The organism is Microtetraspora sp. NBRC 13810, from assembly GCF_030268685.1.
Taxonomy (GTDB): Bacteria; Actinomycetota; Actinomycetes; order Streptosporangiales; family Streptosporangiaceae; genus BSRQ01.
In genome coordinates this window covers 310,217-336,848 of the sequence record NZ_BSRQ01000004.1, presented here as the reverse complement: position 1 = coordinate 336,848, position 26,632 = coordinate 310,217, and the positions used below count along the sequence as shown (strand labels likewise).

The 26,632-nt window shown below is 70.6% G+C and carries 23 protein-coding genes, 3 pseudogenes and 1 riboswitch; of the genes and pseudogenes, 13 read left to right on the top strand and 13 right to left on the bottom strand.

Annotated features, from left to right (window positions below; translation table 11 throughout):
* Positions 1-120: 120 nt before the first annotated feature.
* Positions 121-816, bottom strand: a complete 696-nt coding sequence (locus tag QSK26_RS11175) for a TetR/AcrR family transcriptional regulator (protein ID WP_285774974.1) — start codon at positions 814-816, stop codon at positions 121-123.
* A gap of 86 nt (positions 817-902) precedes the next feature.
* Between QSK26_RS11175 and QSK26_RS11170 the strand changes: the two genes are divergently transcribed.
* Both QSK26_RS11170 and QSK26_RS11165 read left to right on the top strand, forming a co-directional pair.
* Entirely contained in the window at positions 903-2,465 is a 1,563-nt protein-coding gene (locus QSK26_RS11170; RefSeq protein WP_285774973.1) for an acyl-CoA carboxylase subunit beta, read from the top strand.
* Positions 2,466-2,493: 28 nt separating this feature from the next.
* The gene (locus QSK26_RS11165; RefSeq protein WP_285775097.1) at positions 2,494-4,263 is read left to right on the top strand and encodes an acetyl/propionyl/methylcrotonyl-CoA carboxylase subunit alpha; all 1,770 of its coding nucleotides are present in this window, start codon (positions 2,494-2,496) and stop codon (positions 4,261-4,263) included.
* Between the two features lie 94 nt (positions 4,264-4,357).
* On the opposite strand, the gene QSK26_RS11160 is transcribed toward QSK26_RS11165, so the two are convergent.
* Entirely contained in the window at positions 4,358-5,176 is an 819-nt protein-coding gene (locus QSK26_RS11160; protein WP_285774972.1) for a helix-turn-helix transcriptional regulator, read from the bottom strand.
* 224 nt (positions 5,177-5,400) lie between these two features.
* Between QSK26_RS11160 and QSK26_RS11155 the strand changes: the two genes are divergently transcribed.
* The 6 genes and pseudogenes from QSK26_RS11155 to QSK26_RS11130 form a co-directional block, all read left to right on the top strand.
* The gene (locus QSK26_RS11155; protein ID WP_285774971.1) at positions 5,401-5,784 is read left to right on the top strand and encodes a VOC family protein; all 384 of its coding nucleotides are present in this window, start codon (positions 5,401-5,403) and stop codon (positions 5,782-5,784) included.
* 216 nt (positions 5,785-6,000) lie between these two features.
* Positions 6,001-6,627, top strand: a complete 627-nt coding sequence (locus QSK26_RS11150; protein ID WP_285774970.1) for an HNH endonuclease family protein — start codon at positions 6,001-6,003, stop codon at positions 6,625-6,627.
* Between the two features lie 136 nt (positions 6,628-6,763).
* Positions 6,764-6,825: riboswitch (guanidine-III (ykkC-III) riboswitch) on the top strand.
* Between the two features lie 10 nt (positions 6,826-6,835).
* Entirely contained in the window at positions 6,836-7,150 is a 315-nt protein-coding gene (locus tag QSK26_RS11145) for a DMT family transporter (RefSeq protein WP_285774969.1), read from the top strand.
* A 64-nt stretch (positions 7,151-7,214) separates the two neighbouring features.
* Positions 7,215-8,057 carry a helix-turn-helix transcriptional regulator gene (locus tag QSK26_RS11140; protein WP_285774968.1) on the top strand — a complete coding sequence of 281 codons (843 nt, stop codon included), beginning with the start codon at positions 7,215-7,217 and terminating at the stop codon, positions 8,055-8,057.
* A 21-nt stretch (positions 8,058-8,078) separates the two neighbouring features.
* Positions 8,079-8,378, top strand: coding sequence for a hypothetical protein (locus QSK26_RS11135; protein WP_285774967.1), 300 nt, complete (start codon positions 8,079-8,081; stop codon positions 8,376-8,378).
* A 42-nt stretch (positions 8,379-8,420) separates the two neighbouring features.
* Positions 8,421-8,999 (top strand): annotated as a pseudogene (locus tag QSK26_RS11130) (MFS transporter); the annotation flags it as partial.
* A 332-nt stretch (positions 9,000-9,331) separates the two neighbouring features.
* Here QSK26_RS11130 and QSK26_RS11125 read toward each other — a convergent pair.
* A complete protein-coding gene (locus QSK26_RS11125; protein WP_285774966.1) occupies positions 9,332-15,202 on the bottom strand; it encodes a LamG-like jellyroll fold domain-containing protein in 5,871 nt (1,956 codons plus the stop codon).
* A gap of 864 nt (positions 15,203-16,066) precedes the next feature.
* Between QSK26_RS11125 and QSK26_RS11120 the strand changes: the two genes are divergently transcribed.
* A complete protein-coding gene (locus QSK26_RS11120; protein WP_285774965.1) occupies positions 16,067-17,569 on the top strand; it encodes a golvesin C-terminal-like domain-containing protein in 1,503 nt (500 codons plus the stop codon).
* A 301-nt stretch (positions 17,570-17,870) separates the two neighbouring features.
* Here QSK26_RS11120 and QSK26_RS11115 read toward each other — a convergent pair whose 3' ends face one another.
* Positions 17,871-18,758, bottom strand: a complete 888-nt coding sequence (locus tag QSK26_RS11115) for a histidine kinase dimerization/phospho-acceptor domain-containing protein (protein WP_285774964.1) — start codon at positions 18,756-18,758, stop codon at positions 17,871-17,873.
* On the opposite strand from QSK26_RS11115, the gene QSK26_RS41760 reads away from it, so the two are divergent.
* From QSK26_RS41760 to QSK26_RS41755, 3 genes and pseudogenes are all read left to right on the top strand, one after another.
* A complete protein-coding gene (locus QSK26_RS41760) occupies positions 18,642-19,091 on the top strand; it encodes an AraC-like ligand-binding domain-containing protein (protein WP_352244318.1) in 450 nt (149 codons plus the stop codon). The genes QSK26_RS11115 and QSK26_RS41760 overlap by 117 nt on opposite strands.
* A complete protein-coding gene (locus QSK26_RS11110) occupies positions 19,091-19,321 on the top strand; it encodes a helix-turn-helix domain-containing protein (protein ID WP_285774963.1) in 231 nt (76 codons plus the stop codon). Before QSK26_RS41760 ends, QSK26_RS11110 begins: the two co-directional genes overlap by 1 nt.
* Positions 19,322-19,327: 6 nt before the next feature.
* Positions 19,328-19,426 (top strand): annotated as a pseudogene (locus QSK26_RS41755) (helix-turn-helix transcriptional regulator); the annotation flags it as partial.
* A gap of 47 nt (positions 19,427-19,473) precedes the next feature.
* Here QSK26_RS41755 and QSK26_RS11105 read toward each other — a convergent pair.
* From QSK26_RS11105 to QSK26_RS11085, 6 genes and pseudogenes are all read right to left on the bottom strand, one after another.
* Complete coding sequence (locus tag QSK26_RS11105; protein WP_285774962.1) at positions 19,474-19,959, bottom strand: pyridoxamine 5'-phosphate oxidase family protein; 486 nt, start codon at positions 19,957-19,959, stop codon at positions 19,474-19,476.
* Positions 19,960-20,175: 216 nt separating this feature from the next.
* Positions 20,176-20,685 carry a ferritin-like domain-containing protein gene (locus QSK26_RS11100; protein ID WP_352244317.1) on the bottom strand — a complete coding sequence of 170 codons (510 nt, stop codon included), beginning with the start codon at positions 20,683-20,685 and terminating at the stop codon, positions 20,176-20,178.
* Between the two features lie 66 nt (positions 20,686-20,751).
* Positions 20,752-20,914 (bottom strand): annotated as a pseudogene (locus QSK26_RS41750) (ferritin-like domain-containing protein); the annotation flags it as partial.
* Between the two features lie 132 nt (positions 20,915-21,046).
* Positions 21,047-21,457 carry a cupin domain-containing protein gene (locus tag QSK26_RS11095; protein ID WP_285774960.1) on the bottom strand — a complete coding sequence of 137 codons (411 nt, stop codon included), beginning with the start codon at positions 21,455-21,457 and terminating at the stop codon, positions 21,047-21,049.
* A gap of 191 nt (positions 21,458-21,648) precedes the next feature.
* On the bottom strand, positions 21,649-22,467 hold the full coding sequence (locus tag QSK26_RS11090; protein ID WP_285774959.1) for an ABC transporter permease: 819 nt from the start codon (positions 22,465-22,467) through the stop codon (positions 21,649-21,651).
* Positions 22,464-23,408 (bottom strand): ATP-binding cassette domain-containing protein, encoded by a 945-nt coding sequence (locus tag QSK26_RS11085; RefSeq protein ID WP_285774958.1) that lies wholly within the window; start codon positions 23,406-23,408, stop codon positions 22,464-22,466. Before QSK26_RS11085 ends, QSK26_RS11090 begins: the two co-directional genes overlap by 4 nt.
* Before the next feature lie 58 nt (positions 23,409-23,466).
* Here QSK26_RS11085 and QSK26_RS11080 point away from each other — a divergent pair, with 58 nt between their 5' ends.
* Positions 23,467-24,279 (top strand): TetR/AcrR family transcriptional regulator, encoded by an 813-nt coding sequence (locus tag QSK26_RS11080; RefSeq protein ID WP_285774957.1) that lies wholly within the window; start codon positions 23,467-23,469, stop codon positions 24,277-24,279.
* Between the two features lie 91 nt (positions 24,280-24,370).
* Here QSK26_RS11080 and QSK26_RS11075 read toward each other — a convergent pair whose 3' ends face one another.
* From QSK26_RS11075 to QSK26_RS11065, 3 genes are all read right to left on the bottom strand, one after another.
* Entirely contained in the window at positions 24,371-25,159 is a 789-nt protein-coding gene (locus QSK26_RS11075; RefSeq protein ID WP_285774956.1) for a MerR family transcriptional regulator, read from the bottom strand.
* Positions 25,156-25,977: an alpha/beta fold hydrolase gene (locus tag QSK26_RS11070; protein ID WP_352244310.1), complete on the bottom strand. Its 822-nt coding sequence runs from the start codon at positions 25,975-25,977 to the stop codon at positions 25,156-25,158. The genes QSK26_RS11075 and QSK26_RS11070 overlap by 4 nt, the downstream gene beginning before the upstream one ends.
* A gap of 280 nt (positions 25,978-26,257) precedes the next feature.
* Positions 26,258-26,449: a DUF4236 domain-containing protein gene (locus QSK26_RS11065; RefSeq protein WP_285774955.1), complete on the bottom strand. Its 192-nt coding sequence runs from the start codon at positions 26,447-26,449 to the stop codon at positions 26,258-26,260.
* Between the last annotated feature and the right edge of the window lie 183 nt (positions 26,450-26,632).

Below are 26,632 nucleotides of genomic sequence, written 5' to 3'. Positions count from 1 at the left end.
GCGGGGGCGGCGGCGCGGCCTCGTGCACGGCCTGCTGGGTCTCGCATGCTCTCCACGGTGCGGACAGCTTTCCGGCCCGGCAAAGATGCCCACTGGGCGAACCCGCCGTCTGAACGGCGGTTACCTGTCCGCCGGGGGGCGCGCGTCAAGCTGGGCGCGGATGGCGTCCATGACCGTGTCCGGCGAGGCGGAGCTGCGGAAGGCGGCCACCACGACCCGGTCGGAGGTCTCCCGGCCGCGCGGCTTCTCCAGGTGCCGGAACGTCGTGATGACGTACTGGAGGGCGTGGTCCAGCGGACCGAAGGGGTCGTGCCGCCCTTCGGCGCGCAGCCAGCCGCGCAGCACCTGGTTGTGCGCCGCGACGACGGAGGCGGCCATGAGCTCCGCGCGCAGGGCGGCGTCCGGGGAGCCGTCCAGCCAGTCGGCGACGAACTCCCGGAACAGCCGCTGGTACCGGGCGACGCTGGCGATCTCCCGGTCCCGCAGCGCGGGCACCTTGCCGACGAGCCGGTAACGCTGCAACGACACCTCGGCGTCGTCCACGTAGTGCGCGAGCACGATGCGCACCGCGTCGCACACGGCCACGACGGCGGTGTCCGCGGTCGAGGCCGCCAGCCGGGCGGCGACCTTCGCCAGCAGCGCGTCGTGCTCGGGGAAGATCACGTCCTCCTTCGAGCGGTAGTGCCGGAAGAAGGTGCTGCGGCTGACCCCCGCCCTGGCCGCTATGTCGTCGACGGTGGTGGCGTCGTAACCGCGCTCGTCGAACAGCGCGGTCGCCGCCTCGGCGAGTCGCCGGCGGATGGGCGATCTTGGCATCTCCCCATTCTCCCGCATTGGTGTTGTCGGACGCGATGGGACTGAGTATCTTCTGAGCGATACTGAGTTCCAGGAAGCGGTGGTCCATGGACCTGAAGGGCACGGCCGGGCGTCTCGCCCGGCTGGAGGACCGGTTGGACGCCGTGCGCGCCGCCGGGGCACGGGCGGCGGAGAAGCAGCACGCCCGCGGCAGGCTGAGCGCCCGCGAGCGGATCGAGCGGCTGCTCGACGAGGGATCGTTCGTCGAGCTGGACGCCCTGGCCGCGCACCGGAGCACCGCCTTCGGCCTGGACCGCAACCGCGTCCCCGGCGACGGCGTGGTCACCGGGTACGGCACCGTCGGCAACCGTACGGTGTGCGTCTTCGCCCAGGACTTCACCGTCCTCGGCGGCAGCCTGGGCGAGGTCTACGGCGAGAAGATCTGCAAGGTCATGGACCTCGCCCTGAAGACCGGATCGCCGATCATCGGCATCAACGAGGGCGCCGGGGCGCGGATCCAGGAGGGCGTCGTCTCGCTCGGCCTGTACGGCGAGATCTTCCGCAGGAACGTGCGCGCCTCCGGGGTGATCCCGCAGATCTCCCTGATCATGGGCGCCTGCGCCGGCGGGCACGTCTACTCCCCGGCCCTCACCGACTTCACCGTCATGGTCGACTCGACCTCGCACATGTTCATCACCGGCCCCGACGTGATCAAGACGGTCACCGGCGAGGACGTCACCTTCGAGGAGCTCGGCGGCGCCCGCGCGCACAACACCAGGTCAGGCAACGCGCACTACCTGGCCGCCGACGAGGACGACGCGCTCGACTACGTCAGGGCGCTGCTGTCCTACCTGCCGTCCAACAACCTGGACGAGGCGCCGTCCGGCGCGGGGGCGTCCGGCGCGGAGCTCACCGCGGGCGACGCGGCACTCGACGCGTTCGTGCCCGACTCGCCCAACCAGCCCTACGACATGCGGGTCGTCATCGAGTCGGTGCTGGACGACCGGGACTTCCTGGAGGTCCAGGCGCTGTTCGCGCCCAACATCATCGTGGGCTTCGGGCGGATGGACGGCCGCCCGGTGGGCGTCGTCGCCAACCAGCCGACCCAGCTCGCCGGCACCCTCGACATCAACGCCTCGGAGAAGGCCGCGCGCTTCGTCCGCACCTGCGACGCCTTCAACATCCCGGTGCTCACCTTGGTCGACGTGCCCGGCTTCCTGCCCGGCACCGAACAGGAGTGGAACGGCATCATCCGCCGCGGCGCCAAGCTCCTCTACGCCTACGCCGAGGCCACCGTCCCGCTGGTCACCGTGATCACCCGCAAGGCGTACGGCGGCGCCTACGACGTCATGGGCTCCAAGCATCTCGGCGCCGACGTCAACCTCGCCTGGCCGACCGCGCAGATCGCGGTGATGGGCGCCCAGGGCGCGGTCAACATCCTGCACCGCAGGGAACTCGCCGCCGCCGACGACCCCGTGGCCCTGCGCGCCAAGCTGGTCGCCGAGTACGAGGACACGCTGGCCAACCCCTACCAGGCGGCCGAGCGCGGCTACGTCGACGCCGTGATCCGGCCGGGCGACACCCGCGGCCAGGTCATCAGGTCCCTGCGGCTGCTCAGGAACAAACGGGCGTCCCTGCCGCCGAAGAAGCACGGGAACATCCCGCTGTGAGCGAGCCTGGAGGGCTGCTGTGAGCGCACTGCGCAAGGTGCTCGTCGCCAACCGCGGGGAGATCGCCGTCCGCGTCGTCCGCGCCTGCCGGGACGCCGGTCTCGGCAGCGTGGCGGTCTACGCGGACCCGGACCGGGACGCCCCGTTCGCCCGGATGGCCGGCGAGGCGTACGCCCTGGGCGGCTCCGCCCCGGCCGAGACCTACCTGGCGATCGGCAAGATCCTGGACATCGCCCGGCGGTCGGGCGCGGACGCCGTGCACCCCGGGTACGGGTTCCTCGCCGAGAACGCCGCCTTCGCCCAGGCGGTCATCGACGCGGGGCTGACCTGGATCGGGCCGCCGCCCGCCGCGATCGACGCCCTCGGCGACAAGGTGCGCGCCAGGCACATCGCGCAGAAGGTCGGCGCGCCGCTGGTCGCGGGCACCCCCGACCCGGTGGCGGACGCGGCGGAGGTGGTCGCCTTCGCCCGCGAGCACGGCCTGCCGGTCGCGATCAAAGCCGCGTACGGCGGCGGCGGGCGCGGCCTCAAGGTGGCGAGGACCCTTGAGGAGATCCCCGGCCTGTACGACTCGGCCGTGCGCGAGGCGATCGCCTCCTTCGGCCGCGGCGAGTGCTTCGTCGAGCGCTACCTCGACCGCCCGCGGCACGTCGAGACCCAGTGCCTGGCCGACGCGCACGGCAACGTCGTCGTGGTCGGCACCCGGGACTGCTCTCTCCAGCGCCGCCACCAGAAGCTGGTCGAGGAGGCCCCCGCGCCCTTCCTCACCGAGGAGCAGGTCCGCACGCTCTACCGATCCTCCAAGGCCATCCTGCGCGAGGCCGGCTACGTCGGCGCCGGCACCTGCGAGTTCCTCGTCGGGCAGGACGGCGTCATCTCCTTCCTGGAGGTCAACACCCGCCTCCAGGTCGAGCACCCCGTCACCGAGGAGGTGGCCGGCGTCGACCTCGTCAGGGAGATGTTCCGGATCGCCGCGGGGGAGCCGCTCGGCTACGACGACCCGGTGGGACGCGGCCACTCCATCGAGTTCCGGATCAACGCCGAGGACCCCGGCCGCGACTTCCTGCCCGCACCCGGGACGCTCACCCGCTGGCGTCCGCCGTCGGGACCGGGTGTCCGGGTGGACGAGGGTTTCGCCGAGGGCCAGACCGTCCCCGGTGTGTACGACTCGCTGCTCGCCAAACTGGTGGTCACCGGCGCAGACCGGGCGCAGGCGGTGGAGCGGGCGCGGCGGGCGCTGGCGGAGTTCACCGTCGAGGGGATGCCCACCGTGCTGCCCTTCCACCGGGCCGTCCTGGAGGACCCCGCCTTCATCGGCGACGGCGGCTCCTTCGCCGTGCACACCAGGTGGATCGAGACCGGCTTCGCCAACACCCTCCCGCACTACGCGGGCGCCGCGGAGACGGCCGCGCCGCCGGAGACGGAGACCGTGGTCGTCGAGGTCGGCGGCAGGCGGCTGGAGGTCGTGCTGCCCGCCGGCTTCGGCGCGACCGGCCGGGGGACCACCGGGCACGGGGCGGCGAACGGGCGGGCCGCGCAGCCCAGACGCGGATCCCGGGGACGGGCGCAGGCCGCGGTGAGCGGTGACACGCTGACCTCGCCGATGCAGGGCACCATCGTCAAGGTGGCCGTCGAGGACGGCGCCGAGGTGGCCGAGGGAGACCTCGTGGTGGTGCTCGAAGCCATGAAGATGGAACAGCCGCTGACCGCGCACAGGGCGGGCACCGTGACCGGCCTGTCCGCCCGGGTGGGCGCGACCGTGACCGCCGGATCCGCCATCTGCGAGATCAAGGGCTGACGGCCGCCGGAACGTCCGCCTTCGACCGGCGGCCACCGGGGGCATCCGGGGCCCGCCGGTCGAAGGCGGCGCAGCCCACCCGCCGCCCGGGATGTCACACCGTGCCGGCGAGGCTGCCCAGCAGGACCAGGCGCTGCGCCGACGCGCTGCCGGGCTCGGCGTGCATGGAGAACAGCTGCTGGCCGGGCGCGCGGTTGATCTGGAACTGCCCGCAGGACAGGTCCAGCTCGCCCACCTCCCGATGGTGCAGGCGCCTGCCCGTGCAGGAAGGGTCGAACATCTCTCCGCGCGCCCACAGCCGGCGGAAGTCCGCGCTCTCGCGGGTCAGCTCGCCGACGAGTTCGGTGAGGTAGGGATGCTCGGGATCCCGTACGGCGGCGGCCCGCAGGTTCGCCACCCTGATCCGGGCGACGTCCTCCCAGTCGTGGTAGAAATCGTGGGCGGCCGGGTCGAGGAAGGCCAGCCGGGTCAGGTTGTCCCAGCACTCCAGCCCGTCGTACAGGGCGGTGGCCAGCGGGTTGGCGGCCAGCACGTCCATCCACCGGTTGACCACCAGCGTCGCGGTGTACGGCTGGCTCCGTATCAGCCAGGTCAGGATCGGCCTGACGGCTTCCGGCCGCCCGTGCACCCGCTGCCGCTGCGGGAGCCTGGCCAGCTCGTGCAGGTGGGCCGTGGCCTCCGGGTCGAGCCCGAGCACCCGGGCCAGGGAATTGATCACCCGGCGGGACGGGTGACGCTCGCGCCCCTGTTCCAGCCGGATGTAGTAGGCGGTGCTGACCCCGGCCAGCATGGCCACCTCCTCCCTGAGCAGCCCGCGGGGCCGGGAGGCGCCGACGTCCAGCCCCGCCTGCGCCGGGGTGGTGGCCCTGCGCCGGGCGTGCAGGAACTCACCGAGAAGCCGGTCGCTTTCCATGCCCACACGGTATGTCGTACACACCTGGTCAGGGTGGTCCTGTCGTTCCTAGGTACCCCTCGGCCGGACGCGGTCCGACCGGCCGTGAGGGACGCCGGCGCGTGGCCCGCCGTACGCCCGGTGACCGATTCGTGCAAGACCGGGCGGCCGACCGGCTCCTAGACTCTCCGAATCCGTCTCCCCAGTCCGTATCGCCAGTTCGTATCCCAGCAGAAGGAAGACATATGAAAGCCACCATCGACCTCATCGGGATCGTCGTGCGGGACATGGCCCGGTCCCTCGCCTTCTACCGGCACCTCGGTCTCGACCTGCCCGCGAGCGCGGACGCGCTGCCGCACGCCGAGACGGAACTGCCCGGCGGCCTGCGCCTCGCCTGGGACACCGAGGAGACCGTCCGGTCCTTCGACCCCGGCTGGGAGCGGCCCACCGGCGGCCACCGGATCGCCCTGGCCTTCAGGCTGGAGTCGGCCGCCGAGGTCGACGCCGCGTACGGCCGGCTCACCGGCCTCGGCTACCACGGGCACAAGGAGCCGTGGGACGCGGTGTGGGGCCAGCGCTACGCCATCGTGCACGACCCGGACGGCAACGCGGTCGACCTGTTCGCCTGAGGGTCACCGGCAGCCTGCGCGGGCCGCCGGCCGGTTCCTCCCGGTCGCCGCGAGCCAGCCACCACCAATGCTGCCTTATTACGAAATAGCAGGGTTAACCCGACTTTTACTTACACGACAATCTTGTGGGTAAAAGTCCTTTCTGGCCTATTCCTCGCCCCCGACCAGGGACCCCCAGCCCTGGCCGAGGATGTCGGCCAGGAGGGACCCGCTCGCATGCGCCGAGTCGTCTCTGTCCTGTCTGCCGCCCTGGCAGTCCTCTTCGTCGCCGGCCTCACCGCCGGACCGGCGGCGGCCGTCCCGCCGAACATCCCCTCCGCCGCCACCGCGGCCTCCCGGCTGGCGTCCCTGACGGTCGCCGCCGAGTCCAACGCCTCCAGCTACGACCGCGACCTCTTCCCGCACTGGATCACCGTCTCCGGCACCTGCGACACCCGCGAGCAGGTGCTCAAGCGCGACGGCACCAACATCTCCACCAACTCGAGCTGCGCCGTCTCCGGCCAGTGGTACAGCCCGTACGACGGCGCGACCTGGACCGCCGCGTCCGACGTCGACATCGACCACATGGTGCCGCTCGCCGAGGCGTGGGCCTCCGGCGCCTGGGCCTGGACCACCGCCCGGCGCCAGGCGTACGCCAACGACCTCGGCGGACCCGAGCTGTGGGCCGTCACCGACAACGTGAACCAGGCCAAGAGCGACAAGGACCCGGCGCAGTGGCAGCCGCCGCTGGCCGGATTCCGGTGCACCTACGCCCGCGCCTGGATCCAGGTGAAGTGGTACTACGGCCTGAGCGTGGACAGCGCGGAGAAGACGGCGCTGAACGGGATGCTCGGCACCTGCTGACCGGCGAAGCGGGCGCCTCACCCGTGCCGGACGCGGGTGAGGCGCCCGCACTCACCGTGCCGGACGCCGGTGAGACGTCCGCCGTGCGTCGACGGGCCTCTCACCGCCGGCGAAACCGGAGTGTGAGATCCTGACGGGGAAGCCCAGACCGGCTCCCGGACGAGGCGCGCCGTACCCGGCCAGACAAGACGGCGCCGAGGAGCCCGTGATGGCCTGGATCGTCCTGGTGGTGTCCGGTGTGCTGGAAGCCGTGTGGGTGGCGGCGCTGGACAGGTCCGAGGGGTTCACCCGGCCGGTGCCCGTCGCCGTGTTCGCCGCCGGGCTGGCGCTCAGCATGATCGGACTCGGCTTCGCCCTCCGCGAGGTGCCCGTCGGCACCGGCTATGCCGTCTGGGTCGGCATCGGGGCCGCGCTCACCGTCGCCTACGCGACGATCTCCGGCGCCGAGGCGTTCTCCGCCGTGAAGCTGCTCCTGGTCGCCGGCATCGTCGGCTGTGTGATCGGCCTCAAGGTCCTCGCCTAGCGGGAGCCCAGGGTGGTAACGGCAGACCTACCCTGGATGCCGAAGCCGGACATAGTGTGACGAAATGGACAACGGCACGTTGCTGGGCGAGTTCCTCCGCGCCCGGCGTGAGGTCACCGCTCCAGGCCAGGTGGGGCTGCCGTGCTCGGGCAACCGGCGGACGCCCGGGCTGCGCCGGCAGGAGGTGGCGATGCTGGCCGGAGTCAGCACCGACTACTACATCCGGCTGGAACAGGGCCGCGAGCGCCACCCGTCCGAGCAGGTCCTCGCCGCGCTCGGACGGGCCCTGGCCCTCGGCCCCGAGGCCGCGGCCCACCTGCGCGAGCTCGCCCGCCCCTGGCCGCGCCGCTCCGGCTCCGCCGACGTCGCGGTCAGCCCGCACCTGGTGCGGATGATGAACGGCTGGCCGAGCACGGCGGCGCTGGTGGTCGGCCGCTGGATGGACGTGCTGGCGTGCAACCCGCTGGCGGGCGCCCTCTACGGCGGGCAGGAGCACGGGGACAACCTGCTGCGGCTGACCTTCATGAACCCGGCCGCCCGCGAGTTCTACCTGGACTGGGAACGGGTCGCCGAGGCCAGGGTCGCCCACCTGCGCGCCGTCGCCGGGGCCGACCTGGACGACCCGCGCCTGACCGAGCTGGTCGGCGAGCTGTGCCGGGAGAGCCCCGACTTCCGCCGGATGTGGGCCAGGCACGACGTCTTCGGCATGCCCAGGGAGACCAAGCGGCTGCGCCATCCGGACATCGGCGAGCTGACCCTGACCTGCGAACTGTTCAACGTCAACAGCTCGCCGGGTCAGCAGCTCATCACCGTCCAGGCGGAGGCGGGGAGCCCCTCCGAGCACGCCATGCTGACCCTCGCCGAGATGGCCCGCGCCGCGGCCCCGGCACGGCCGCTGCTCCGCTGACCCGGGCGCACCCCCGCCGCCGTGTACGCGCGGGTGAGCGTCGCGGGCGGGGCGGGCAAGGCGGATCTGGCGTTCATGGTCGAGTCGGTGAGCCACCCGGAGCTGGCCCAGGTGTGGGAGGACCTGATGAGCCGCTGGGCCCCGGTGCCAAGGTCGGCCGAGCCGCGGGACATCGACCCGTTCCTGGCCCGGCTGGCCGCCGACGGGCTGTGGTTGTTCGAGGCCACCAGCGGGATCCCGCTGTCCGAGCCGGTCAGGCAGGCCCTGCGCGAACGCCTGGCCGCCCTGGCCGAGGCGGCCGACACGCCTGACACCACCTGACCCCGCTGTGCCCGACGACCGCGAAGAGACATGGGTGGAGACATGAGCGGCGCGAACCGCTGGTGGCTGCTGGTGACGGTGTCGGCCGGGCTGCTGCTGATCTCGGTGGACATGACGGTGCTGTACACCGCGCTGCCGACGCTCACGGCGGAGCTGCGCGCCGACGCGTCGCAGAAACTGTGGATCGTCAACGCGTATCCGCTGGTGATGGCCGGGCTGCTGCTGGGCGCGGGCACGCTGGGCGACCGCGTCGGGCACAAGCGGATGTTCCTCGCCGGTCTGGCGCTGTTCGGCGCCGCCTCGCTGGCGGCGGCGTTCGCCCCCGGGCCGTGGGCGCTGGCCGGGGCGCGGGCCTTCCTCGCGGTGGGCGCGGCGGCGATGATGCCCGCCACGCTGTCGCTGATCCGCACCACCTTCGAGGACGCCCGGGAGCGCAACATCGCGATCGGCGTGTGGGGCTCGATGTCGGTCTGCGGCGCCGCGCTCGGCCCGGTCCTGGGCGGGCTGCTCCTTGAACGCTTCTGGTGGGGCTCGGTCTTCCTGATCAACGTGCCCGTGGTGCTGGTCGCACTGGCCGCGGCGGCCGTGCTCGCGCCGCGCGGCTCGGGCCGTTCCTCCCGCTCGACCGGCAACTCTGGGTCGTGCCGGGGATGCTGCTGGCCGGGGCCGGGCTGGGCCTGGCGATGACCGCGGCCTCGGCCGCCATCATGGGCAACGCGCCCGCCCATCGCGCCACGCCGCCTCGGCGCCGCCGGAGGCGGTGGAACTCGCGGCGCCCCAACCGGATCCGGATCGCCGGAGCCGCACGTGACCCCGGCCGCCGAGCCGGCCGTGACCCCGGCGGGAAGGGAGAGCGACGCGGCCTTCAAGATTCGCTTTGACGGGGTGTTGTCACGAGCCGGCGTGGAGAAGGTGAGTGGAGAAGACCTCCACTCACCTTCATCGCTGCTTGGTCAGGACTCGATGGGCGGCGTACCGCCCCGATTCAGGCCGGACCCGGTAGTGCAGAAGTCGCACCTATGTTGTGCTTGAATCTTCAAACCGCTCACCAGTTGAGGTTGTCTGACAGTGACACAGTCCATGGTGATCTGGATGTGCGCAGGTGTCATCTGACCGCTGCTCCCCCTGAACGACAGGTCGAGCGTCCCGGTGAACGTGTGTCGGAACGAGTACACCTCACAGGCTTCCGGCGCCGCATTCTGACAATAGGCGTTGAGGTTGGGCACGAGCACGTCCAGAACGGGAAGGTGTCCCGGCTTACGCTTGCCCTTGGAGCTGACGCAGGTGGGAGCGTGCTGACTGTCGACCTCTTCACTCCAACTGTAGGTGAACGACAGCCCTCCGCTGCCGGTGCCACCGCCGGCGTCACGGCCGCGTCTCGTGGCGACGGGGCCCTCGGTGCCGCCACTCAGGCCGATGTCGACGCTCTCGGACTTTTTCGTATTCGTGGACTTGGCGCCGAAGCAGGCTTTGGAATCGAACTGCATTCCCCAGTTTTTCATCACGTACTTCCCGTACGCCGTCTGCCACGGATCGTCGTATACGTACTGCCTCTTTACCACATCCCATCTCTTCCAATAGGCGGGGTAGATCTCGAGATAGTTGTGATAGCCCTCGACGAGCCACCTGTTCTGCCAGGTGTTCAGCGGACCCGACGACCGCGGCCAATAGGCGCCGCTCCAGGCCTTCACCGCCCATGTCTTGGTGATGTCGAGGGTGCTTCGCTCCTGGCCGTTCACCGTGCTGAAAACCCGTTGGCGGCCGAGCGAACCCGAGACCAGGTTGCCTTGGCGGTGATCGACCGGCGCTTTGGACCATGCCGGGTCGGGTGCGGAGTCCTCACCGCTACAGACAGCCGGGGCTGCCGCGGCCGGGCCCGCGGCCAGGCGGGACGGGGGAATCTCGCCTTCGACGAAATCGTGTGAACAGTATTCACCCGTCTCATCGCGGAAGTCGCTCGGATCCCGCGAGTCCTCCAGCGGCATGATGATGACGGTCATGTTGCCGCAGTTGTCGAAGACGTGGATATTGATCGTCGCCGCGCTTGGCTCTACCTGCCCGGCCGTGCCCGCCGGCGCCTTCCCGGTGTCGCTCTGTTCGGTCCAATTGCGCTTGATCTCGGCGGTCACCTTCACGCCGCCGCCTGGTGACGGCTGGACGACCGCGTTCGTTACGTTGACGCTGGAATCGGAACGGGTGATTCCCTGGTCGGCCAGGCTGGCCCGGGTTTCGACAAGCGCGGTGTTCAGCAGGGAGAGTTTCGCCGTGCTGGGAGCGGAGGGCGTCACCCCGGTACCGTCCCAGATCGTGTCCGCCCTACCTTCCAATACAGCGTCCTGCGCCACGTAGTAGGCCTTGACCCGGTCGATGTAAGCCTGGGCTCCCGTTACCTCCGTGGCACTGGTCCGTGCCATGGGCTCAAGGAAGGGCAGACAACCCCCGCCTGGCTCGGGAGGTGGTGGAACGGCTCTGGTGACGGCCGTGGTGCTCTCCCACTCACTGACGCCGAAGGCGGTTTTGGCCCGCACCCTGATGGTGTAGGTGACACCGTTGGTCAGGCCGTCGATGGCGGCGTGCGGGTCGCTGACTTCCATGGTTTCGACGGTCGTACCTGCGTTGTCGACCACCTCGACGTCATAGCCGTCCAGGATCGCGACACTGCCGTTCGATTCCGGCAGGCCCCAGCTGGCCACCGCACTGGCGTCGCCGCCGGACGCGGTGAGGTTGACCACCTTGCTGGGAGGCCCTGCGGGAAGGTAGGTGAGTGCCAGCGACGGCTGCTCGGTGGCGGAAGGATCCGCGAAGGTGATCATCTCCTCTGTGTTGGAGGTGATCAGCAGCCACTGGTACTCGCTGCCGGCGATGTCGGCTTGCGGGTTGTTCAACGGCATGGTGAACGGTTCGGTGTCTGCGACCGCGTCAGATGCCAGATCCGATCCCTTGCTCTGACCGGTGACCGGATTCTGCAAGGGTGTGGCAGTGATGATCACCCCTGCGGGGCAGGCGCCGGCGCACGAGTCCGCCGTGGGCGTGCCCAGCTTCATCGTGCCTTCCGAGACTCCGGCACCGTCGGGCAGTTCGGCCAGGTTGAATCCGATGACGGTGGCGGTCTTGTCCGTGCCCGAGCCGCCGACTCGCATGATCGCCGAGTCCTGGACCGTGCACGGCTCACCGTCACAGGCGGCCGGATCGGTCTTGGCGGTTTTGAAGACGAAGCTGTCCTTGCCCAGCGTCAGGTGCCGAACATCCTCCACCGGGTCCGGCGAGGGCGTACCGGGGGTGGTGAACTCGACAAAGGCGCTCTTGGGAGTGCAGACCTCATGGACGGCGCCGTCCGACGACTCGGTACCCTTCACGGCCGGCGCTTCGGCGGCTGACCGGGCGGGCAGAGACGTACCCCCGAGGGGGGTGTTCATGTCGGTGGTGATCTGGGCGGCGGTTTGGGCGCGGTTGTAGATGCGGACGTCGTCGATGGCGCCCTGGAAGTACTCGCCGTCGTAGGCGGTGCTGCCGCCGATGCGCAGGGCGCCGCCGTCGGTCAGGATGGGGCCGTTGACGGGGCTCTGGCCGGTCTGGGTGCCGTTGCGGTAAAGGGTGGCGGTGGTGCCGTTGAAGGTGACGGCCAGATGTGTCCAGGTGTTGGCGGTCAGCGGGCTGTCCCCTCCGACGACGTAGTAATCGTCCGCGGTGGTGAACCATCCGGCGGGACCGCCTGAGGCGGCTGCGTACAGCGCGTAGGACAGGTCCAGGAAGGACTCGTACCCCTTGCCGATGACGGGTCGCCAGCCGTTGACCGCGCTGGGCTTGACCCAGGCGGACAGGGTCAGCCCGGTGCTCAGCCGCAGGGAGGGGTTGCTCGGGATGTTGACCCAGCTGGTGGTGCCGTTGAAGGACAGCGCCTGGCCGTACTTGCCGGGCACCCAGGTCGTGGCCTTGGCGTTGCCGTGGTTGACACCGGTGACATCGGCGACGGCCGTTCCCGTGCCCTCGTTCATGCCGTAGGCGGCGACCAGCCCTACCGGCGTCGGGTCGGGATCGGGGTCCGGGTCGGGATCGGGGTCCGGGTCGGGGTCCGGGTCGGGATCGGGGTCCGGGTCGGGGTCCGGGTCGGGGTCCGGGTCCGGGTCGGGGTCCGGGTCGGGGTCGGGATCGGGGTCCGGGTCCGGGTCGGGGTCGGGACCGGTGCCGCCGCCGTCCTGTGGGCTGGTGGCGCAGGCGGTCATCTGCCACTTGTACGTACTGCCGGGCCGTACGGTGTTGAACGGGAGTTTGACGGAGGCGCGTTCGCCGCCGTTGGCGGTGCGGATGGCGAGCGGTGCGGAGCCGACGGGCAGTCCCTGGTTGTCGTAGAGGTAGTACTTGGCCGTCATCTGCCCGCCGGAGGGGCGGTTGACGATGCCGGAAAGGATCGGCTGGCTGGGGTCGGCCATGCCGGTCTCGGTGTCGGACGGCAGCATGGGGGCGTCGCTGGTGATGCGGTAGGCCGGGCTCTCGTTGCAGGACGGCGGGACGACGCCGGTCCGGCAGGCCTTGACCACGAACTTGAAGCTGGCCGGGTTGTCCAGGGTGAAGATCTGGTTCAGGACCTGGCCGGAGGGGATGTTGTTGTGGGTGGTGGTGGTCGGCACTCCGACCATGGCGCGGATGTCGGCCACGCTCAGCACCCGCTGGTAGACGTGCACGTCATCGACCGCGCCATCCAGGGAGAGGTCGCCTTCGTCGCCCAGGCCGCGGCCGATCCGGAAGGGGCCACGGGCGTTCCAGCCGACGGTGTGGTCGCGTTCGCCGGCCAGCTCGCCGTCGACGTACAGGCGGATCTTGTGCGCGCCGGCGTCGTACTGGGTGGTCAGGTGGGTCCACTGACCGATCTTGGCCAGGTTCTCGGATTCGACGGCCTGCTCATGGATCTGGTCGGAGTTGTCCTGGGTGACGAAGGACAGCAGCCAGCGTTGGTCGAACTCGGAGGCGTCGAAGGCGGTGTAGGAGAGGGTGAAGCCGGGGACGTTGACCCCCATCTGGGACCAGACGGCCTGGCTGGTGAGGCTGCTGTCCAGGCGTACCCATCCGGCCACGGTCCAGCTCTGGTTGGTGTTGAGCACCGGTCCGCCGGTGGCGGCGTAGGCTTCGTCGGTGAACTTCACGGCCTGACCGAGCTGGCCGGGGACCCGGCTGTAGGCGCCGTAGAGAGTGGCGGTCCGGTTGTTGCCGGAGGCGTCGGTGGCGGTGCCGCCGGAGGCTTCGTCGAGCTTCCAGTACGCCGCCTCACCCGTCGGGAGCTGCGGGGCGGGTGGCGCCATGGTGGAGTCGTTGACGGTCACCGTGTAGTCCAGGCCGGTCGTCTCAGGGACGCTGGACTTGTAGGTCACCTTGACGCTGGTGCTGCGCGCGATGGCGTCGTTGCCGGCCATGGAGTCGATCGATTCGGCGCTGACCGTGGGGATCTCGGGCGGCAGCACCCAGTCCACGCTGAGCTTGGGCACGTTCTGACCGAACAGTTGCGGCCAGAACGAGTAATACCCGCCGTCGAAGTGGGGGACCGGGAACTCCTCGGCCAGGCTGAGCATCAGCCCGTGGTTGGCCGTTCCGGAGGCCCAGGCCTGGGCCATCGCGGTCAGGTTCCAGCTCCACACCGATCCCGCGGACAGCGGCACCGAACAGGAGTCGACGTACGCCCGCCCCTCACCCGTGGTGGTGGGCTGGTCCTCCCAGAAGGTGTCGTCGGCCACCCACGCGGAGGTGATCCGCCGCGCGGCCACGCCCTGGAAGTCGATGCAGTCGGCGGCCTCACGTAGCCGCAACTGCATGGTGGCATTGATCACCTGGCGGTTGGAGATCGGCGCGGTGTCGAAGGCCATCAGCCACCGGGTGACGTGGTCCTCTTCGCCGTCGGTCCAACGGTCGACCACGCCGGGATTGGTCTGATAGTCGGGCGACGTGATGCCCACCTCCTGGGTCACGCCCAGGGTGGTGGTGGGATCGACCGTCACCGGGTATTTGGTGGCCGGATCGGCCAGCCATTCAGCGTCCGGCTTGAGCACGAGCACGGTGTCGCCGTCCTTGGTTCGCACCTCGGTGGCGACCTTGGCCTCCCGGCCCGGCTGCTGGGCGGCGGGCTGGGCGGCGACCGCGTCCCACATGCGCGGGGCGGGTGCGGAGGCCACCTTCTTGCCCTTGGCGCCGGACAGGGACAGCCCGCCGGACTTGGTCAGCTTGAGCTTGAGATTCGGGGCGTGTACCGGCAGCCGGAACTCCACCGGCCCGGTCGGCCGCTCGCGCAGTACCACGTCGTGCCGGAAGCCGGTGGCCAGCGCGGTCACCACCAGGTCCGCCGACGGGCCGGCCGCGCCTGCGTAGGTGGCCACGTTGCCCTTGATCAGCGGCTTGGGCAGCGGGGTCGGCCAGGACAGGCCGAAGCTGTCCTGGCGTCCCACCCTCATGCTGGCGAACGGGCCGGAGCCGCCGGTCGACAGCCGTAGGCCGGCCTTGGCCAGCCGAGGTTTCAGGACGCCGTCCTTTTCCTCGAGTGTGGTGTCGATCCACGCCCAGGAGCCGTCATCGTGCTGAAGCTGGGTGGGGCCGCTGTAGGACTGGGTGGCCAGATGCCCGTCCGGATAGGCCCACGTGCGGGAGGTCTCGGTGAAGGTGGCCTCGACCGCCACCGGTTTGTTCTGCTTTCTGGCTTCCGTGATTGCCGCGCGCAGCGGCGCGTCCGGGTCCGCCGGCCGGGGGAACGCGGTCAACGCCGGTTCGGCGGGACCGGCGGCAGGGCCGGGATCCGCCTGCGCGGCGCCGGTCACCCCCGCCACCAGCAGCGACGCTGCCATCGTGAGCACCGTTGCCATCGCGACCTGCCGACGGGCAGGTCGTGGCCGCTTCGGTGGGCTGACTGATTTGTTCACTGACACCTTCCATCCGATGTGGGGTAGAGCCACAAGGGGCCCTTCGACATCGCCCCGGAAGCGGCGGTGGACGTCTCACGGGACGGGACGATCCCGGAGACCTCAAGGGCGCGGGCAAAGGCTCTGGTACGGGCGGGCTTACGTGCCGGCATCGCCGGCGTGCAGTCACCTGGGGTCCCAGTAGTGACGACGAGGAACAACGGATATGCAGGTCGGCGGATCTTCGGGCACAGCCTGGAAGGTGGGCTAAGAGAGCTCTGACCTGCATATCCGTTGAAAATTTCGCCGATACTACCGGGACCCCTGCTGCTCGCGACTGCGTTGTACTTGTTGACTACGTCGATCCTGGTTTAGTACGCGTGGTGTTTGTTGTGCACCCGGTGACCTGGGGAAACAAAATCGCCGCGGTTCCGCGACCTCGGCCCGCGCGGCTTGGAGGCTGGGGTGGTGGCCTCGCCAGGACCGGCGCGGCCCCTTAACACGCACCTGTGCAGTCCCGTGCGCGCCGGGGCGATGCGGTCCTTCGGATACTGAGCGACCCGCCTGCCGCTGACGGCGGGGCCGTACGGCTGTCGCGTCGGTCGCCGAGCAGGTCAGCGGGCCGGTCCGGGGCGGGGGATGGGCAAACGGAGCAGATCCGGGACGTCGCGCGGCAGGCGCGGCATAATAGCTTTTGGTCCTGGTTCGGGCAGAAATTTTCTTTGAGTATGCCAGTAATGTCAATTATCGACATTTGTCAGGAATAGACCTTACTGTGCAGCCGTTGGCACCCCCGAACGAGGAGCGATCATGACGCTCGCCCGGACCCGATTAGCCGCACTGGCGACCTGCCTGCTCACCGCCCTGCTGGTGCTCCCCGGCAGCCCGGCGACCGCCGCGGCCCCGAGCCCCCTGGCCACCGCGTTCGACCGCGCCGCGGCCGAGCACGGCGTACCCCGTGATCTTCTTGTCGCCGTCGCCTACTCGGAGACCCATCTCGACGGCCACCGTGGCAAGCCCAGCGCGAGCGGCGGCTACGGTGTGATGCACCTGGTCAGCAACCCCACCACGCGCACCCTGGAGCAGGCCGCGGAGCTCACCGGGCTGCCGGCCGCGGACCTGCGCACCGACGACGCGGCCAACGTGATGGGCGGGGCCGCGGTCCTGCGCTCGCACGCCGACAAGCTCGGCCTGGACGCGTCCGCCCGCAAGGACATCGGCCGCTGGTACCCCGCCGTCGCCGCGTACGGCAACGCCACCAGTCCCGAGGTGGCCAGGCTCTACGCCGACACCGTCTACGAGTTCCTCGGCACCGGCTTCCAGGCGGCCGGGGTGAGCGTCGAGTCCCAGGAGGTGACCGCGGACCGGGGCGCCTACGCCCGGGCCCGCGACCTCAACGCCCGCGCCGCCAGCCCCGACTACCCGGACGCGGCCTGGGTGCCGGCGAACTCCGGGAACTACGCCGTCTCCAACCGGGAGAGCAGCCAGCCCATCGACCGGGTCGTCATCCACGTGACCCAGGGGTCCTACGCGGGCACCATCTCCTGGTTCCAGAACGCCAGCTCCAACGTCTCGTCGCACTACGTCGTGCGCTCCTCCGACGGCGCCATCACCCAGATGGTCCGCGACAAGGACATCGCCTGGCACGCCACCAGCTTCAACGGCAGGTCCATCGGCATCGAGCACGAGGGCTTCGTCAACGACGCCTCCTGGTTCACCGAGGCGATGTACCGGTCCTCCGCCGCGCTGACCCGTTACATCTGCGACAAGTACGGCATCCCCAAGGACCGGTCGCACATCGTCGGGCACAACCAGGTCCCGGGCGCGACCCACACCGACCCCGGTCCGAACTGGAACTGGACCAAGTACATGCAGTACGTGACCGGCAACAGCGGCGGCACCCCGTGGTCGGTCACCGTCGACAACACCACGGCGGGCAAGTTCACCGCCAGCGCCAACTGGGGCACTTCGACCTTCTCCAGCCAGCGTCACGGCGCCGACTACCGGTTCGCCGCCCCGGTCGCCGCCAGCGACCCGGCCTGGTACCGGGCCACCATCCCCAGCGCCGGCACCTACCGGGTGGAGGTCTGGTACCCCGCCGATCCCGGCTACAACAGCTCGGCCCCGTACATCGTGGCCACCTCGGGCGGCAACCGGACCGTCTACGTGGACCAGCGTTCCGGCGGCGGCGCCTGGCGGAGCATCGGCACCTTCTCCCTCAGCGCCGGTGACCAGAACATCGTGAGCGCGAGCCGCTGGACCTCCGGCGTCGGCTACGTCGTCGCCGACGCCATCCGCATCACCCGCGTCTGATCCCCCGTGCGGCTCGCGCCGCCCGGCCGGGCGGCGCGAGCCGCACGCGTGTCCCGACCCGGCCGCCCCCGTCCTGACCCACCCGCCCTGACGCACCCGAGCCTGACCGTGATCACCCCTCGCATGCCATGCGCCCTCCAGCCGCCGGATCCCGGCCAGAGCGCGGCCGGATCCAGGGCGGAGAATCGGCCCCTGGGATTCGACGACGCTGTCCTACAAAGCATCCGCCGACGTGCGGTCCGGCTGCTCCTCGCTGCCGCCTCCGCCGGAAAGCCGCCGCCCGCCGGTCGAACCCGCCGCTTCAGCGGCCGGATCCGCCGCGCTCGCGGTCCTCCGGGGCGACGCCGTCGCTGTCGTCGAGCACGGTCACCACCGCCTGGCCGCCGGATCGCTCGGCGGTCACCTCCACCGCGGACTCCGCGTGCCGCTGCGCGTTGACCAGCAGGTTCGTCAGGACACCGATCAGCTGGATGCGGTTGCCGTGGACCATGACGCCGTGCTGGGCGCGGGCGTGCACGGGGACGAACCCGTGCCGCGCCCCGGCCTCGTCCGTCACGAGCGCCCCGAGATCGACCGGTTCCAGGGTGACGGGGGCGTCGCGGATGCGAGTGAAGACCAGCAGGTCGTCGGTGATCCCCTGCAGGCGGTCGGCGATCACCAGTGAGTTCTCGATCGTCTCCTGGAAGTCGGACTCACGCGGGTACAGCAGCGCCTCCTCCAGCCCGGCTCGCAGGCCGGTGAGCGGGGTCCTGAGTTCGTGGGCGACGAGGGAGGCGAACTGGCGCTGGTGCCGCACGGCCGTCTCGAGCCGGTCGAGGGTCCGGTTGGCGGCACGGGCGAGCTGGGCGATCTCGTCGTGACCGGGCGGCTCCGGCACTCGCGGGGACAGGTCCTTCTCCGTGATCTGCGACACCTTCCGCCGGATGGCCGCCACCGGCCGCAGGACGCGGCCGGCCATCCGCCAGGTCGCCCACGTCCACAGGAGGGCGGCCAGTGCCAGGCAGGCGCCGATGACGTATTCCAGCCGGTGGCCGCGGACGCCGACCGCTACCTCGTCCGGCGCAGCAAACGCCTGATCGCGGCGTCCCAGGGCGAGTACCTGCAGCTCTGTCTGCTGACCCGCGGAACAGGGGTGGTCCTCCAGGACGGGCGGAGCGCGCTGCTGAGCCCGGGGCAGTTCGCCCTGCACGACACGACCCGCCCGTACACGTGGAACTTCACCGATCGCTTCCAGACGATGGTGTTCCGCGTGTCCCGCCGGGCGGTCGGGCTCTCCGAAGCCGAGCTCCGGCGCATCACCGCGGTCATGATGAGAACCGATCGGGGCCTGGCCGGGACCGTGCTGCCCTTCCTGTCCGGGCTGGCGTCCGATCCTGTCCGGGCTGGCGTCCGAAGCCGACGCCTGCTGCTCCGACGTCGCCGAGATGCTCGCCCGCAACGTGGGAGACCTGATCACCACCGTCGTCGCCGAACAGCTCGGCCGGGACACCGCCACGACAGGCGCTCCCCAGGAAAACTTTGATGCTGCGGATCCAGTCCTTCATCGACGCGCACCTGGCAGATCCGGCACTCTCCACAGAGAGGATCGCCGCCGCCCATCACATCTCCGTACGCCACCTGCAACGCCTCTTCCAGACGAGGGGCACCACCGTGAGCGGCTGGATTCGCCGCCGCCGTCTGGACGAATGCCGTCGGGAACTCAGCCGTCCGGGGCGGGCCCGGCCGACCGTGGCCGCCATCGCCCACCGGTGAGGCTTCGTCAGCCCAGCCCATTTCAGCCGGGCGTTCCACGCCGCCTACGGCATGTCCCCGCGCGAATGGCAGGCGACCCCCCGCGTCGAGGCGTGGACACCTTGAACGCCCGGCTGGTCACCGATCACCGCTACCGACGACGCGCCACCGCGTCAACTCGACTTCTTGGCGAGTTCGGCGAGGAACTGCGGCACTCGGCCGGCGCCGAAGTCGTAGAACCGTGCCCACTGCGGCTCGACCGCGATACGTGCCATCTGGTCGTACATAGCCCGGCAGTTCCGCTCGAACTCGGCCGCGTACTCGGCGTCGAAGTTCTTCCGCGCGGCCGCGAGGTACTCCGGGACCACCCCGTCGACGATGGTGAGGTGCACGACGCCGCGCACCGACAGTGTCCTGGCCGAGCCGGGGCTGTCGCCGGCGTCGATGGTCAGGGCGACCTCGGGGCGGGCGGACAGCGCTTTTACCTTGGGCGCCGTGGCCGCGGTGGACATGACGATCTCGTCGCCGGTCCAGAAGATCCCGATCGGGACGACGCGTGGCCGCCCGTCGAGTCCGTTGTATGCCAGCCGCGCCATTGACGCCTGGCTCAACAGCTCGTGGGCGTCGGCCAGTTCCTGTGCGATCTGCTTGGGGTCCATGACTCGTCGTCCTCTGCTCTCGCGCGGCCGCTCGTGGTCGCTGTGCCCCTGGGACGGAGCCGCCGCCACGTTCTCGACATCCGCGGCCGAATCGCCGTCTACTCGCCCACGGTAATCGTGCCGCGCTCGCCGCTTCGATGCATCGCGTACGGGACGCCGTCGTACGGGACGCGTCGGCCGTCGAGGGGCACGACGGCCGGGCGCCGTCGCCGGCGGTCACCGGCGTGATTCGGGCGGCACGTAGGCGAAGACCGGCCCGGCCGTGGTGCCGTCCTCGTCGGGCAGGTGCATCAGGGTCTGGGCCTGGGCCTTGAGCGCGTACATGGTGCCGGTGGCGGCCGCCAACTGGCCCGGGCTGCCGTTGAACGCCTGCTCCAGCAGGTTCAGGAGCGTGCAGTAGGTGTGGTCGAACTCCTCCTGTGCCGTGCGGATCGCGCTGCCCGGCGCGTGGTCGGCCGGCCGCGGGTTGCGTCTCATCGGGAGTACGCCGCCCCAGTCCACGGAGATCGTCTCGCCGGTGGGGCCGGACTGCGGGGTGTCGCCGCGCCGGTACCGCCGGCCGATCTTGAGCTCCTGGAACCGGTAGTAGTGGGCGACCTCGTCCCGGTCGGGGTGGAAGACGTCCCGGTCGCCGTCCCAGACCTCGCCGCGGGCGGTGCCCTCGCCCTGCTCGACGATCTCCTCCAGCGCCGCCAGCGCCGAGGCCAGGTCCGTGACCGCGACCAGCCGCGGCCAGTGCCAGGTGCAGCATCTCCTCGGCGAAGACGCCGCCCACCAACTGGACGGCTTCCGGGTTCCGTTCCGGGTCGAGGGAGTACAGGGCGCACAGGTACGGCAGCAGGGTCGCGTGTTCCAGCTCGATCGCCCACTGCAGGTGCTCGCGGAGGCTGTCGAGCGTGCCGATCCGGGGCGGCGAGCCGGGAACGGCACGCGCTGACGGTTGTGAGTGTTTCATCGTGTCTTTCCTCGTTCGTCGGAAGGGTGGGTCCGCCAAGGGCATGCGTGATCGCCGCGTCTGGGGTCGTCCTTTCCACCTCGACCTCGTCACCGGACTGCTCGAAGCGCTCACCTGTTCTGCACAGGTGGCTCAAGACGGGCGAGGGGCGCGGCGGTCCTGACGCTGGGCGAGTTCTTCGTCATCCACCAGGACGAGCATCGGCTTGCCCGGGTCGCACAGCATGGTGACGGTGAACCTGAGCGGGATGTTGTCGCGGTTGTTGCCGTCCTGGTAGTGGATGACATCTCCACCCGGCTCCCAGAACGCCTCGCCGGCGCGGATCACCCGCTCCGGCTCGCCCTCCAGCTCCATCAGCATCTCGCCCTCCACGACGTAGCCGAAGGCGGGCCCGGGGTGGCGATGCGGCGGCGCTCCGGGGTCGCCGGGCGGGTACTCGATGACCACGGTCATCACGTGCGCCCCTTCGGGGATGAACGGCGGTTCGACTTCCTGCAGCACGGTGAGTGCCGTCTGCCACACGGTCGATCTCGGTTCGGACATGGCACAGCCTTTCGTCAACGGCCCGGTCGAGCCGGTCGCGGTGGGTCGGATCCGGCCGAGCCACTCCTTGCGACCGGTCGCCAGCTAAGACCGGACAGCCCGCGGACCCGTGACAGCCACCGCGAGATTCTTTTCCGGACCGCCGCTGGAGCCTCTGCCGGCCGTCGTCGGTGCTCGGCGCGAGGGTGCGTTCAGCGTCCTCTGCGCATGTAGGCGCGGAGCGACAGCGGGACGAAGATCACCAGCAGTGCGGCCGACCAGAGCAGGACGGCGGTCACCGGATGCGCGAGTGGCCAGGCCACGTCTCCGGACGGGGCGCCCGGGTTGCCGAACAGCTCCCGTGAGGCGGCGGTGAGCGCGCTCACCGGGTTCCAGTCGGCCAGGAAGCGCAGCCAGCCCGGCATGCCGCCGGTCGGCACGAACGCGTTGGACAGCATCGTGAACGGCAGGCCCAGCGGCACCAGCGCGTCGGCGACCCGGTCGTTCTTCACCGCCAGGCCCACATAGACGCCCACCCAGCTCAGCGCGTACCGCAGCACGATCATCAGCAGGAACGCCTGGGCCGTGGGGATCAGGCCGCGGTGCGGCTGCCAGCCCACCAGGAGCCCCGCGCCCACCATGATGGCCAGCATCAGCAGGCCGGTCAGCAGGTCGGCGCCGGTCTGCCCGAACGGCACCGCCAAACGCGCCATCGGCATGGAGCGGAACCGGTCCATCACCCCACGGGAGGCGTCGGCGGCCATCCGCGTCATGACCCCCAGCCACGCGGAGAAGGTCACCATCGCGAACAGGCCGGGCATGAGGTACTCGCGGTAGTCGCCGCCGTCCGGCACCTGGATCGCGCTGCCGAAGACGTACCCGAACAGCACCACCATGATGACCGGGAAGACCAGCGCAGCGACGATCTGTCCGGGCTCCCGCCGCAGCCGGCCCAGCTCGCGGCCGACCAGGGTCAGCCCGTCGGTGAGTGTCCAGCGCAGGCGGCCCAGTGGCGTGGTGAGGGCGGTCATCGGGCAGGCTCCTTGCGGTTGGTGAGGCGCAGGAACACCTCGTCGAGGGTGGGGCGGCGCAGGCTCACATCGGCGGCGGCGACTCCGGCGTGGTCGAGCTCGCGCACGATGTCGGCGAGCCGGAGGCCGGTGGCGGGCAGGGCGACGCTGAGCCGGTCGGCGTCGGTCGTCGTGGGTTCGGTGCCGGCCAGGGTGTTCAGGACGGTCGCCGCCGCGGGCAGCGCGGCGGGGTCTTCGAGGGTGACGTCGAGGCGGTCGCCGATCGTGGCCTTCAGCTCGTCGGGCGTGCCGGTGGCGATCACCTGCCCGTGGTCGACGACGGCGATGTCGTCGGCCAGTTGGTCGGCCTCGTCCAGGTACTGCGTGGTGAGCAGCACCGTGGTGCCGTCCGCCACCAGCTCGCGGATGCTGTCCCAGATCTCGCCGCGGCTGCGCGGGTCCAGGCCGGTGGTGGGCTCGTCCAGGAAGAGCACGTCGGGGCGCAGGATGAGACAGGTGATCAGGTCGAGTCGGCGGCGCATGCCGCCGGAGTAGCCGGCGACCTGCCGATCGGCGGCGTCCATCAGGCCGAAGCGTTCGAGCAGCTCGTCGGCCCGCCGGTGCGCCTGGCGCCGGGACAGGTGGGAGAGGCGCCCGAACATGCGCAGGTTGCCGCGGCCGGTGAGCTTCTCGTCCACGGCGGCGTACTGGCCCGCGAGCCCGATCCTGGCCCGCACCTCGCCGGCCTCGCGGACGACGTCGTATCCGGCGATGCGGGCATGCCCGGCATCGGGATCGGACAAGGTCGCCAGGATGCGCACCGCGGTCGTCTTCCCCGCGCCGTTGGGCCCCAGCACGCCGCAGACCGTTCCTCTCGGAACGCTCAGGTCCAGCCCCCGCAGCGCATGGGTGTCGCCGAAGGACTTGTGCAGCCCCTCGGCGACCACGATCGGATCAGGCATGACCCCTCCACTGGGTACGTTGTACGCGGTTGCGGGTCAGGTTAGATTACTGGGTACCATGTACGCAACTAAGGGGGAGGAGACGGTGGCCGACGCCGAGTACGTGAACATCTGGATGCGGCCCGAGCGCCCCGCCCGCGGGCCGAAGCCGGTCTACAGCCGCGCGCAGATCACCGAGGCGGCGATCCGGATCGCCGACGCCGAGGGGCTGGAGGCCGCCACCATGCGGCGGATCGCCGCCGAGATCGGCGCCGGCGCGATGTCCCTCTACCGGTACGTCCCGAGCCGCGGCGACCTGGTCGAGCTCATGGCCGACCGGCTGATGGGCGAGATCGACGTCACCGGCATGCCCTCGGGCGACTGGCGCGCCGACCTGACCCGCTACGCCGACGGGCTGCGGGTCATGTGGCAGAGGCATCCCTGGATCGCCACCGTGCAGCGGTCACTCCCCAGCTTCGGCCCCAACCAGCTGCTCTTGATCGAACGGCTGATGGGAGTGCTCGACGCCTTCGTCTCCATCGACGAGAACCTCGGCCTCGTCGCCATGCTGAACAGCTACGTCGAGGGCACCGTCCGCGAGGAGATCCGTGCGGCCGAGGAAGTCCGCCGCAGCGGGCTCAGCGAGTCGGAGTGGATGGCGCGGAGCTACCCGTACGTCGACCGGTTGGTGAAGAGCGGGGAGTACCCGATCTTCACCAAGATCGTGATGGAGGCGCGCCAGCCGCACCTGAGCCGCGACGACCAGTTCCGGGACGGGCTCCGGCGCGTCCTCGACTGCATCGCCGCGGCCCTCCCGGCAACGGCCGAGCCCCCGATGCCGGCCGCACCGAGAGGGGCGGGAAGGACAGGACGGGCCAGGGCAGGCTCGTAGTCGACCCTCCGAGAGGGCGTCAAGACCGAAACAGACCCACAAGCCTGTCCGTCTCCCGCGGCGAACGATCTTGGGCAGCCTGTGGCAGGGTTCAGTCCACGGGAGTCTGGTCCGCGACGTCGATGCCGGCCGAGCGCAGACGCGCTTCGATCAACGCGGTCAGCCGGGTCCAGGCCGGCTTGTGCTCCTGTCCGTGGTGGGCGAGCAGGCTGTACCGGATCGCACTGTCGGTGCGGGCCTGGAGTCCGGCCGGGATGGGCAGCAGTGCGGGATGGGCGAGGAAATGATCGGCGACGGCCGTGGCGAGTTCGTCGAGGCGGGGGTCGTCCGGCTCCCACTCGGCAGCACGCCACATGCGCCTGATCAAGGACAGGTACCGAGGGTCGTCGATGGCGCGCTCGATCCGGGAGACGTAGTCGTCGAAGCCCTCCGGCACCAGGGCTTTGATCAGTACCAGGCCCTCCCTGGCCATCGTCACGTCGTCCGGGGTGAAGCCGAGATCGGGGGCCTTGTCCAGCAGGGCGAGAGCGCGGTCCGGCAGCAGGGCCCGGTCCCCGGTGGCGAGCCGGCGCAGCGTCCCACGCCGCGCGATCAGGTCGTCGATCCGGTCGGTGAGGCGCCGTTCGACGTCGACGAGCACGGCGGCGAACCGGTCGGGATCAGCGTCGAGGATCGCCGCGATCTCGGCCAGCGGCACGCCGGCGGCGGCCAGCGTCCGGATCTGGACCAGCCGCAGCAGGTCGGCCGATGCGTAGCGTCGGTAGCCGGAAACGTCGCGGCGGGGCTCGTCGATCAGCCCGTGCCGGTGGTAGTGCCGGATGGTCTTCACCGTGACGCCGGCGAAGGCCGCCGCCTGGCCGATCGTGACGCCGTCCGTCATCTGCTCTGCCGACCCGGCGCTCGCCGGGTGCCTGCGAGCTCGCGAACCGCGTCCGCGACCGCGCGGAAGTCCTTGTTCAGGATCTTGGTGTGGTTGCTGGCGACCTTCGCACTCACCTTGATGTTGGGGTTGCGGGCGAGCACCGGGGCGAGGGTGGCGCGTGCGCTTTCCATCTCATCATGGCCGCCTCCGAGGTTGGCGCCCGTGGCGACCACGTACCGGACCGGGAAGGTCGCACCGTCCAGGAGCGGGCCGAGGGCGGCGCAGATCTCGATGAGCTCGATGTTGCTCTGGGCATGCGACTCGGCGGACATCCTCGCGGCCATGCCCATCCTGGAGAGCATCGGCAGCACCCAGCGGGAGCGGCGCCATATCCGCCGGACCCGCTCCGGGGGAGCGTCGGGGTAGTCGTGCGGGAAGGCGCCGTCCACGAGCACCACCCCCAGGGCGCGGTCCGGATGCCGGTTGGCCCAGTGCACCGCGACCGCCGCGCCGTAGGACCAGCCGACCACAAGCGGCTGGTGCACGCCCCTCGCCGCAAGGACGGCGTCGACGTCACGGACGTGCGCCTCGAACGAGGCGGCCGAGGCCGAACGCCTCGATCTGCCGCGGGCCCGCATGTCGTAGGTGATGTGCCGGTATCCGCCGCCGAGTTCGGCGACGACGCGCCGCCAGTACGCCTGACTGGCGAACTGGCCATTGAGGTAGACCACGGGACGACCGGGACCACCGGTGTCGGTCGCGGCCAGTGCGGTGTCGTCGACCGGCACCATGCCGGTCCAGGTGGAGTTGGAGTTGGTCACCCGTTCAGCGTGCACCCTGACCCAGGGTCAAGGTCAAACCCAGGCGCCACCCACGCTCACCAGCGATTAGACGGTTACCGTAGAGGCTACGGACTCCCGGGTGAGAGCGCCACGCTGGAACCGACGCCGACCACCACAGACGTCACGGGCAAGCCCGCGCGCACGTTCGCCGAGTGGGCACGCGACGACCACGCGCCCGACCACGAAGCCGCCGCAGGACGCGCGACGGCCCGGAGGCACGCCCGCGCGGGTGTCTCCGGGCCGGATCGCGGACCGCCCGTACGGGCGCCGCGGCTCAGCGGGAGCGGCTGCTGAGGGTCTTGCGCCAGTGAAGGCCGCCGGGCAGGTTGACCGTCAGGGTGCGGCGGCCGTCGGCCGTGCGAGTGACCCGGAACAGCCGGTTGCCCCAGCTGTGCCCCACGCCGCCGCGGGACAGATTCAGCCGGACGGGCCCGGCCTTGATCGACTTCCGGTAACTCCAGCCCATCGGAGATTCCTCCTCTAGAAATCGCGTGGACCCCTACTACCCACTAAGGCGCGACATATCGGGTTTGGTAAAGAGAGTGCCGCCGGGGCGTCCCCGATGACTCGTGCCGGCGGCGGACGCGCCTCGCCGGCGTGCCGGAATACGGATGGGGGGTAGGGGTGTTGTGGCGCCACGGGGAACCGA

What these genes read in the sequence shown, in the direction of transcription:
- QSK26_RS11095 (WP_285774960.1), bottom strand. Translation starts at nt 21,457, where the DNA reads ATGTCCGAACCGAGATCGACCGTGTGGCAGACGGCACTCACCGTGCTG.
- QSK26_RS11110 (WP_285774963.1), top strand. Translation starts at nt 19,091, where the DNA reads ATGCTGCGGATCCAGTCCTTCATCGACGCGCACCTGGCAGATCCGGCA.
- QSK26_RS11125 (WP_285774966.1), bottom strand. Translation starts at nt 15,202, where the DNA reads ATGGCAGCGTCGCTGCTGGTGGCGGGGGTGACCGGCGCCGCGCAGGCG.
- QSK26_RS11145 (WP_285774969.1), top strand. Translation starts at nt 6,836, where the DNA reads ATGGCCTGGATCGTCCTGGTGGTGTCCGGTGTGCTGGAAGCCGTGTGG.
- QSK26_RS11150 (WP_285774970.1), top strand. Translation starts at nt 6,001, where the DNA reads ATGCGCCGAGTCGTCTCTGTCCTGTCTGCCGCCCTGGCAGTCCTCTTC.
- QSK26_RS11170 (WP_285774973.1), top strand. Translation starts at nt 903, where the DNA reads ATGGACCTGAAGGGCACGGCCGGGCGTCTCGCCCGGCTGGAGGACCGG.
- QSK26_RS11075 (WP_285774956.1), bottom strand. Translation starts at nt 25,159, where the DNA reads ATGACGGACGGCGTCACGATCGGCCAGGCGGCGGCCTTCGCCGGCGTC.
- QSK26_RS11085 (WP_285774958.1), bottom strand. Translation starts at nt 23,408, where the DNA reads ATGCCTGATCCGATCGTGGTCGCCGAGGGGCTGCACAAGTCCTTCGGC.
- QSK26_RS11175 (WP_285774974.1), bottom strand. Translation starts at nt 816, where the DNA reads ATGCCAAGATCGCCCATCCGCCGGCGACTCGCCGAGGCGGCGACCGCG.
- QSK26_RS11140 (WP_285774968.1), top strand. Translation starts at nt 7,215, where the DNA reads ATGGACAACGGCACGTTGCTGGGCGAGTTCCTCCGCGCCCGGCGTGAG.
- QSK26_RS11080 (WP_285774957.1), top strand. Translation starts at nt 23,467, where the DNA reads ATGTACGCAACTAAGGGGGAGGAGACGGTGGCCGACGCCGAGTACGTG.
- QSK26_RS11090 (WP_285774959.1), bottom strand. Translation starts at nt 22,467, where the DNA reads ATGACCGCCCTCACCACGCCACTGGGCCGCCTGCGCTGGACACTCACC.
- QSK26_RS11160 (WP_285774972.1), bottom strand. Translation starts at nt 5,176, where the DNA reads ATGGAAAGCGACCGGCTTCTCGGTGAGTTCCTGCACGCCCGGCGCAGG.
- QSK26_RS11155 (WP_285774971.1), top strand. Translation starts at nt 5,401, where the DNA reads ATGAAAGCCACCATCGACCTCATCGGGATCGTCGTGCGGGACATGGCC.
- QSK26_RS11120 (WP_285774965.1), top strand. Translation starts at nt 16,067, where the DNA reads ATGACGCTCGCCCGGACCCGATTAGCCGCACTGGCGACCTGCCTGCTC.
- QSK26_RS11065 (WP_285774955.1), bottom strand. Translation starts at nt 26,449, where the DNA reads ATGGGCTGGAGTTACCGGAAGTCGATCAAGGCCGGGCCCGTCCGGCTG.
- QSK26_RS11105 (WP_285774962.1), bottom strand. Translation starts at nt 19,959, where the DNA reads ATGGACCCCAAGCAGATCGCACAGGAACTGGCCGACGCCCACGAGCTG.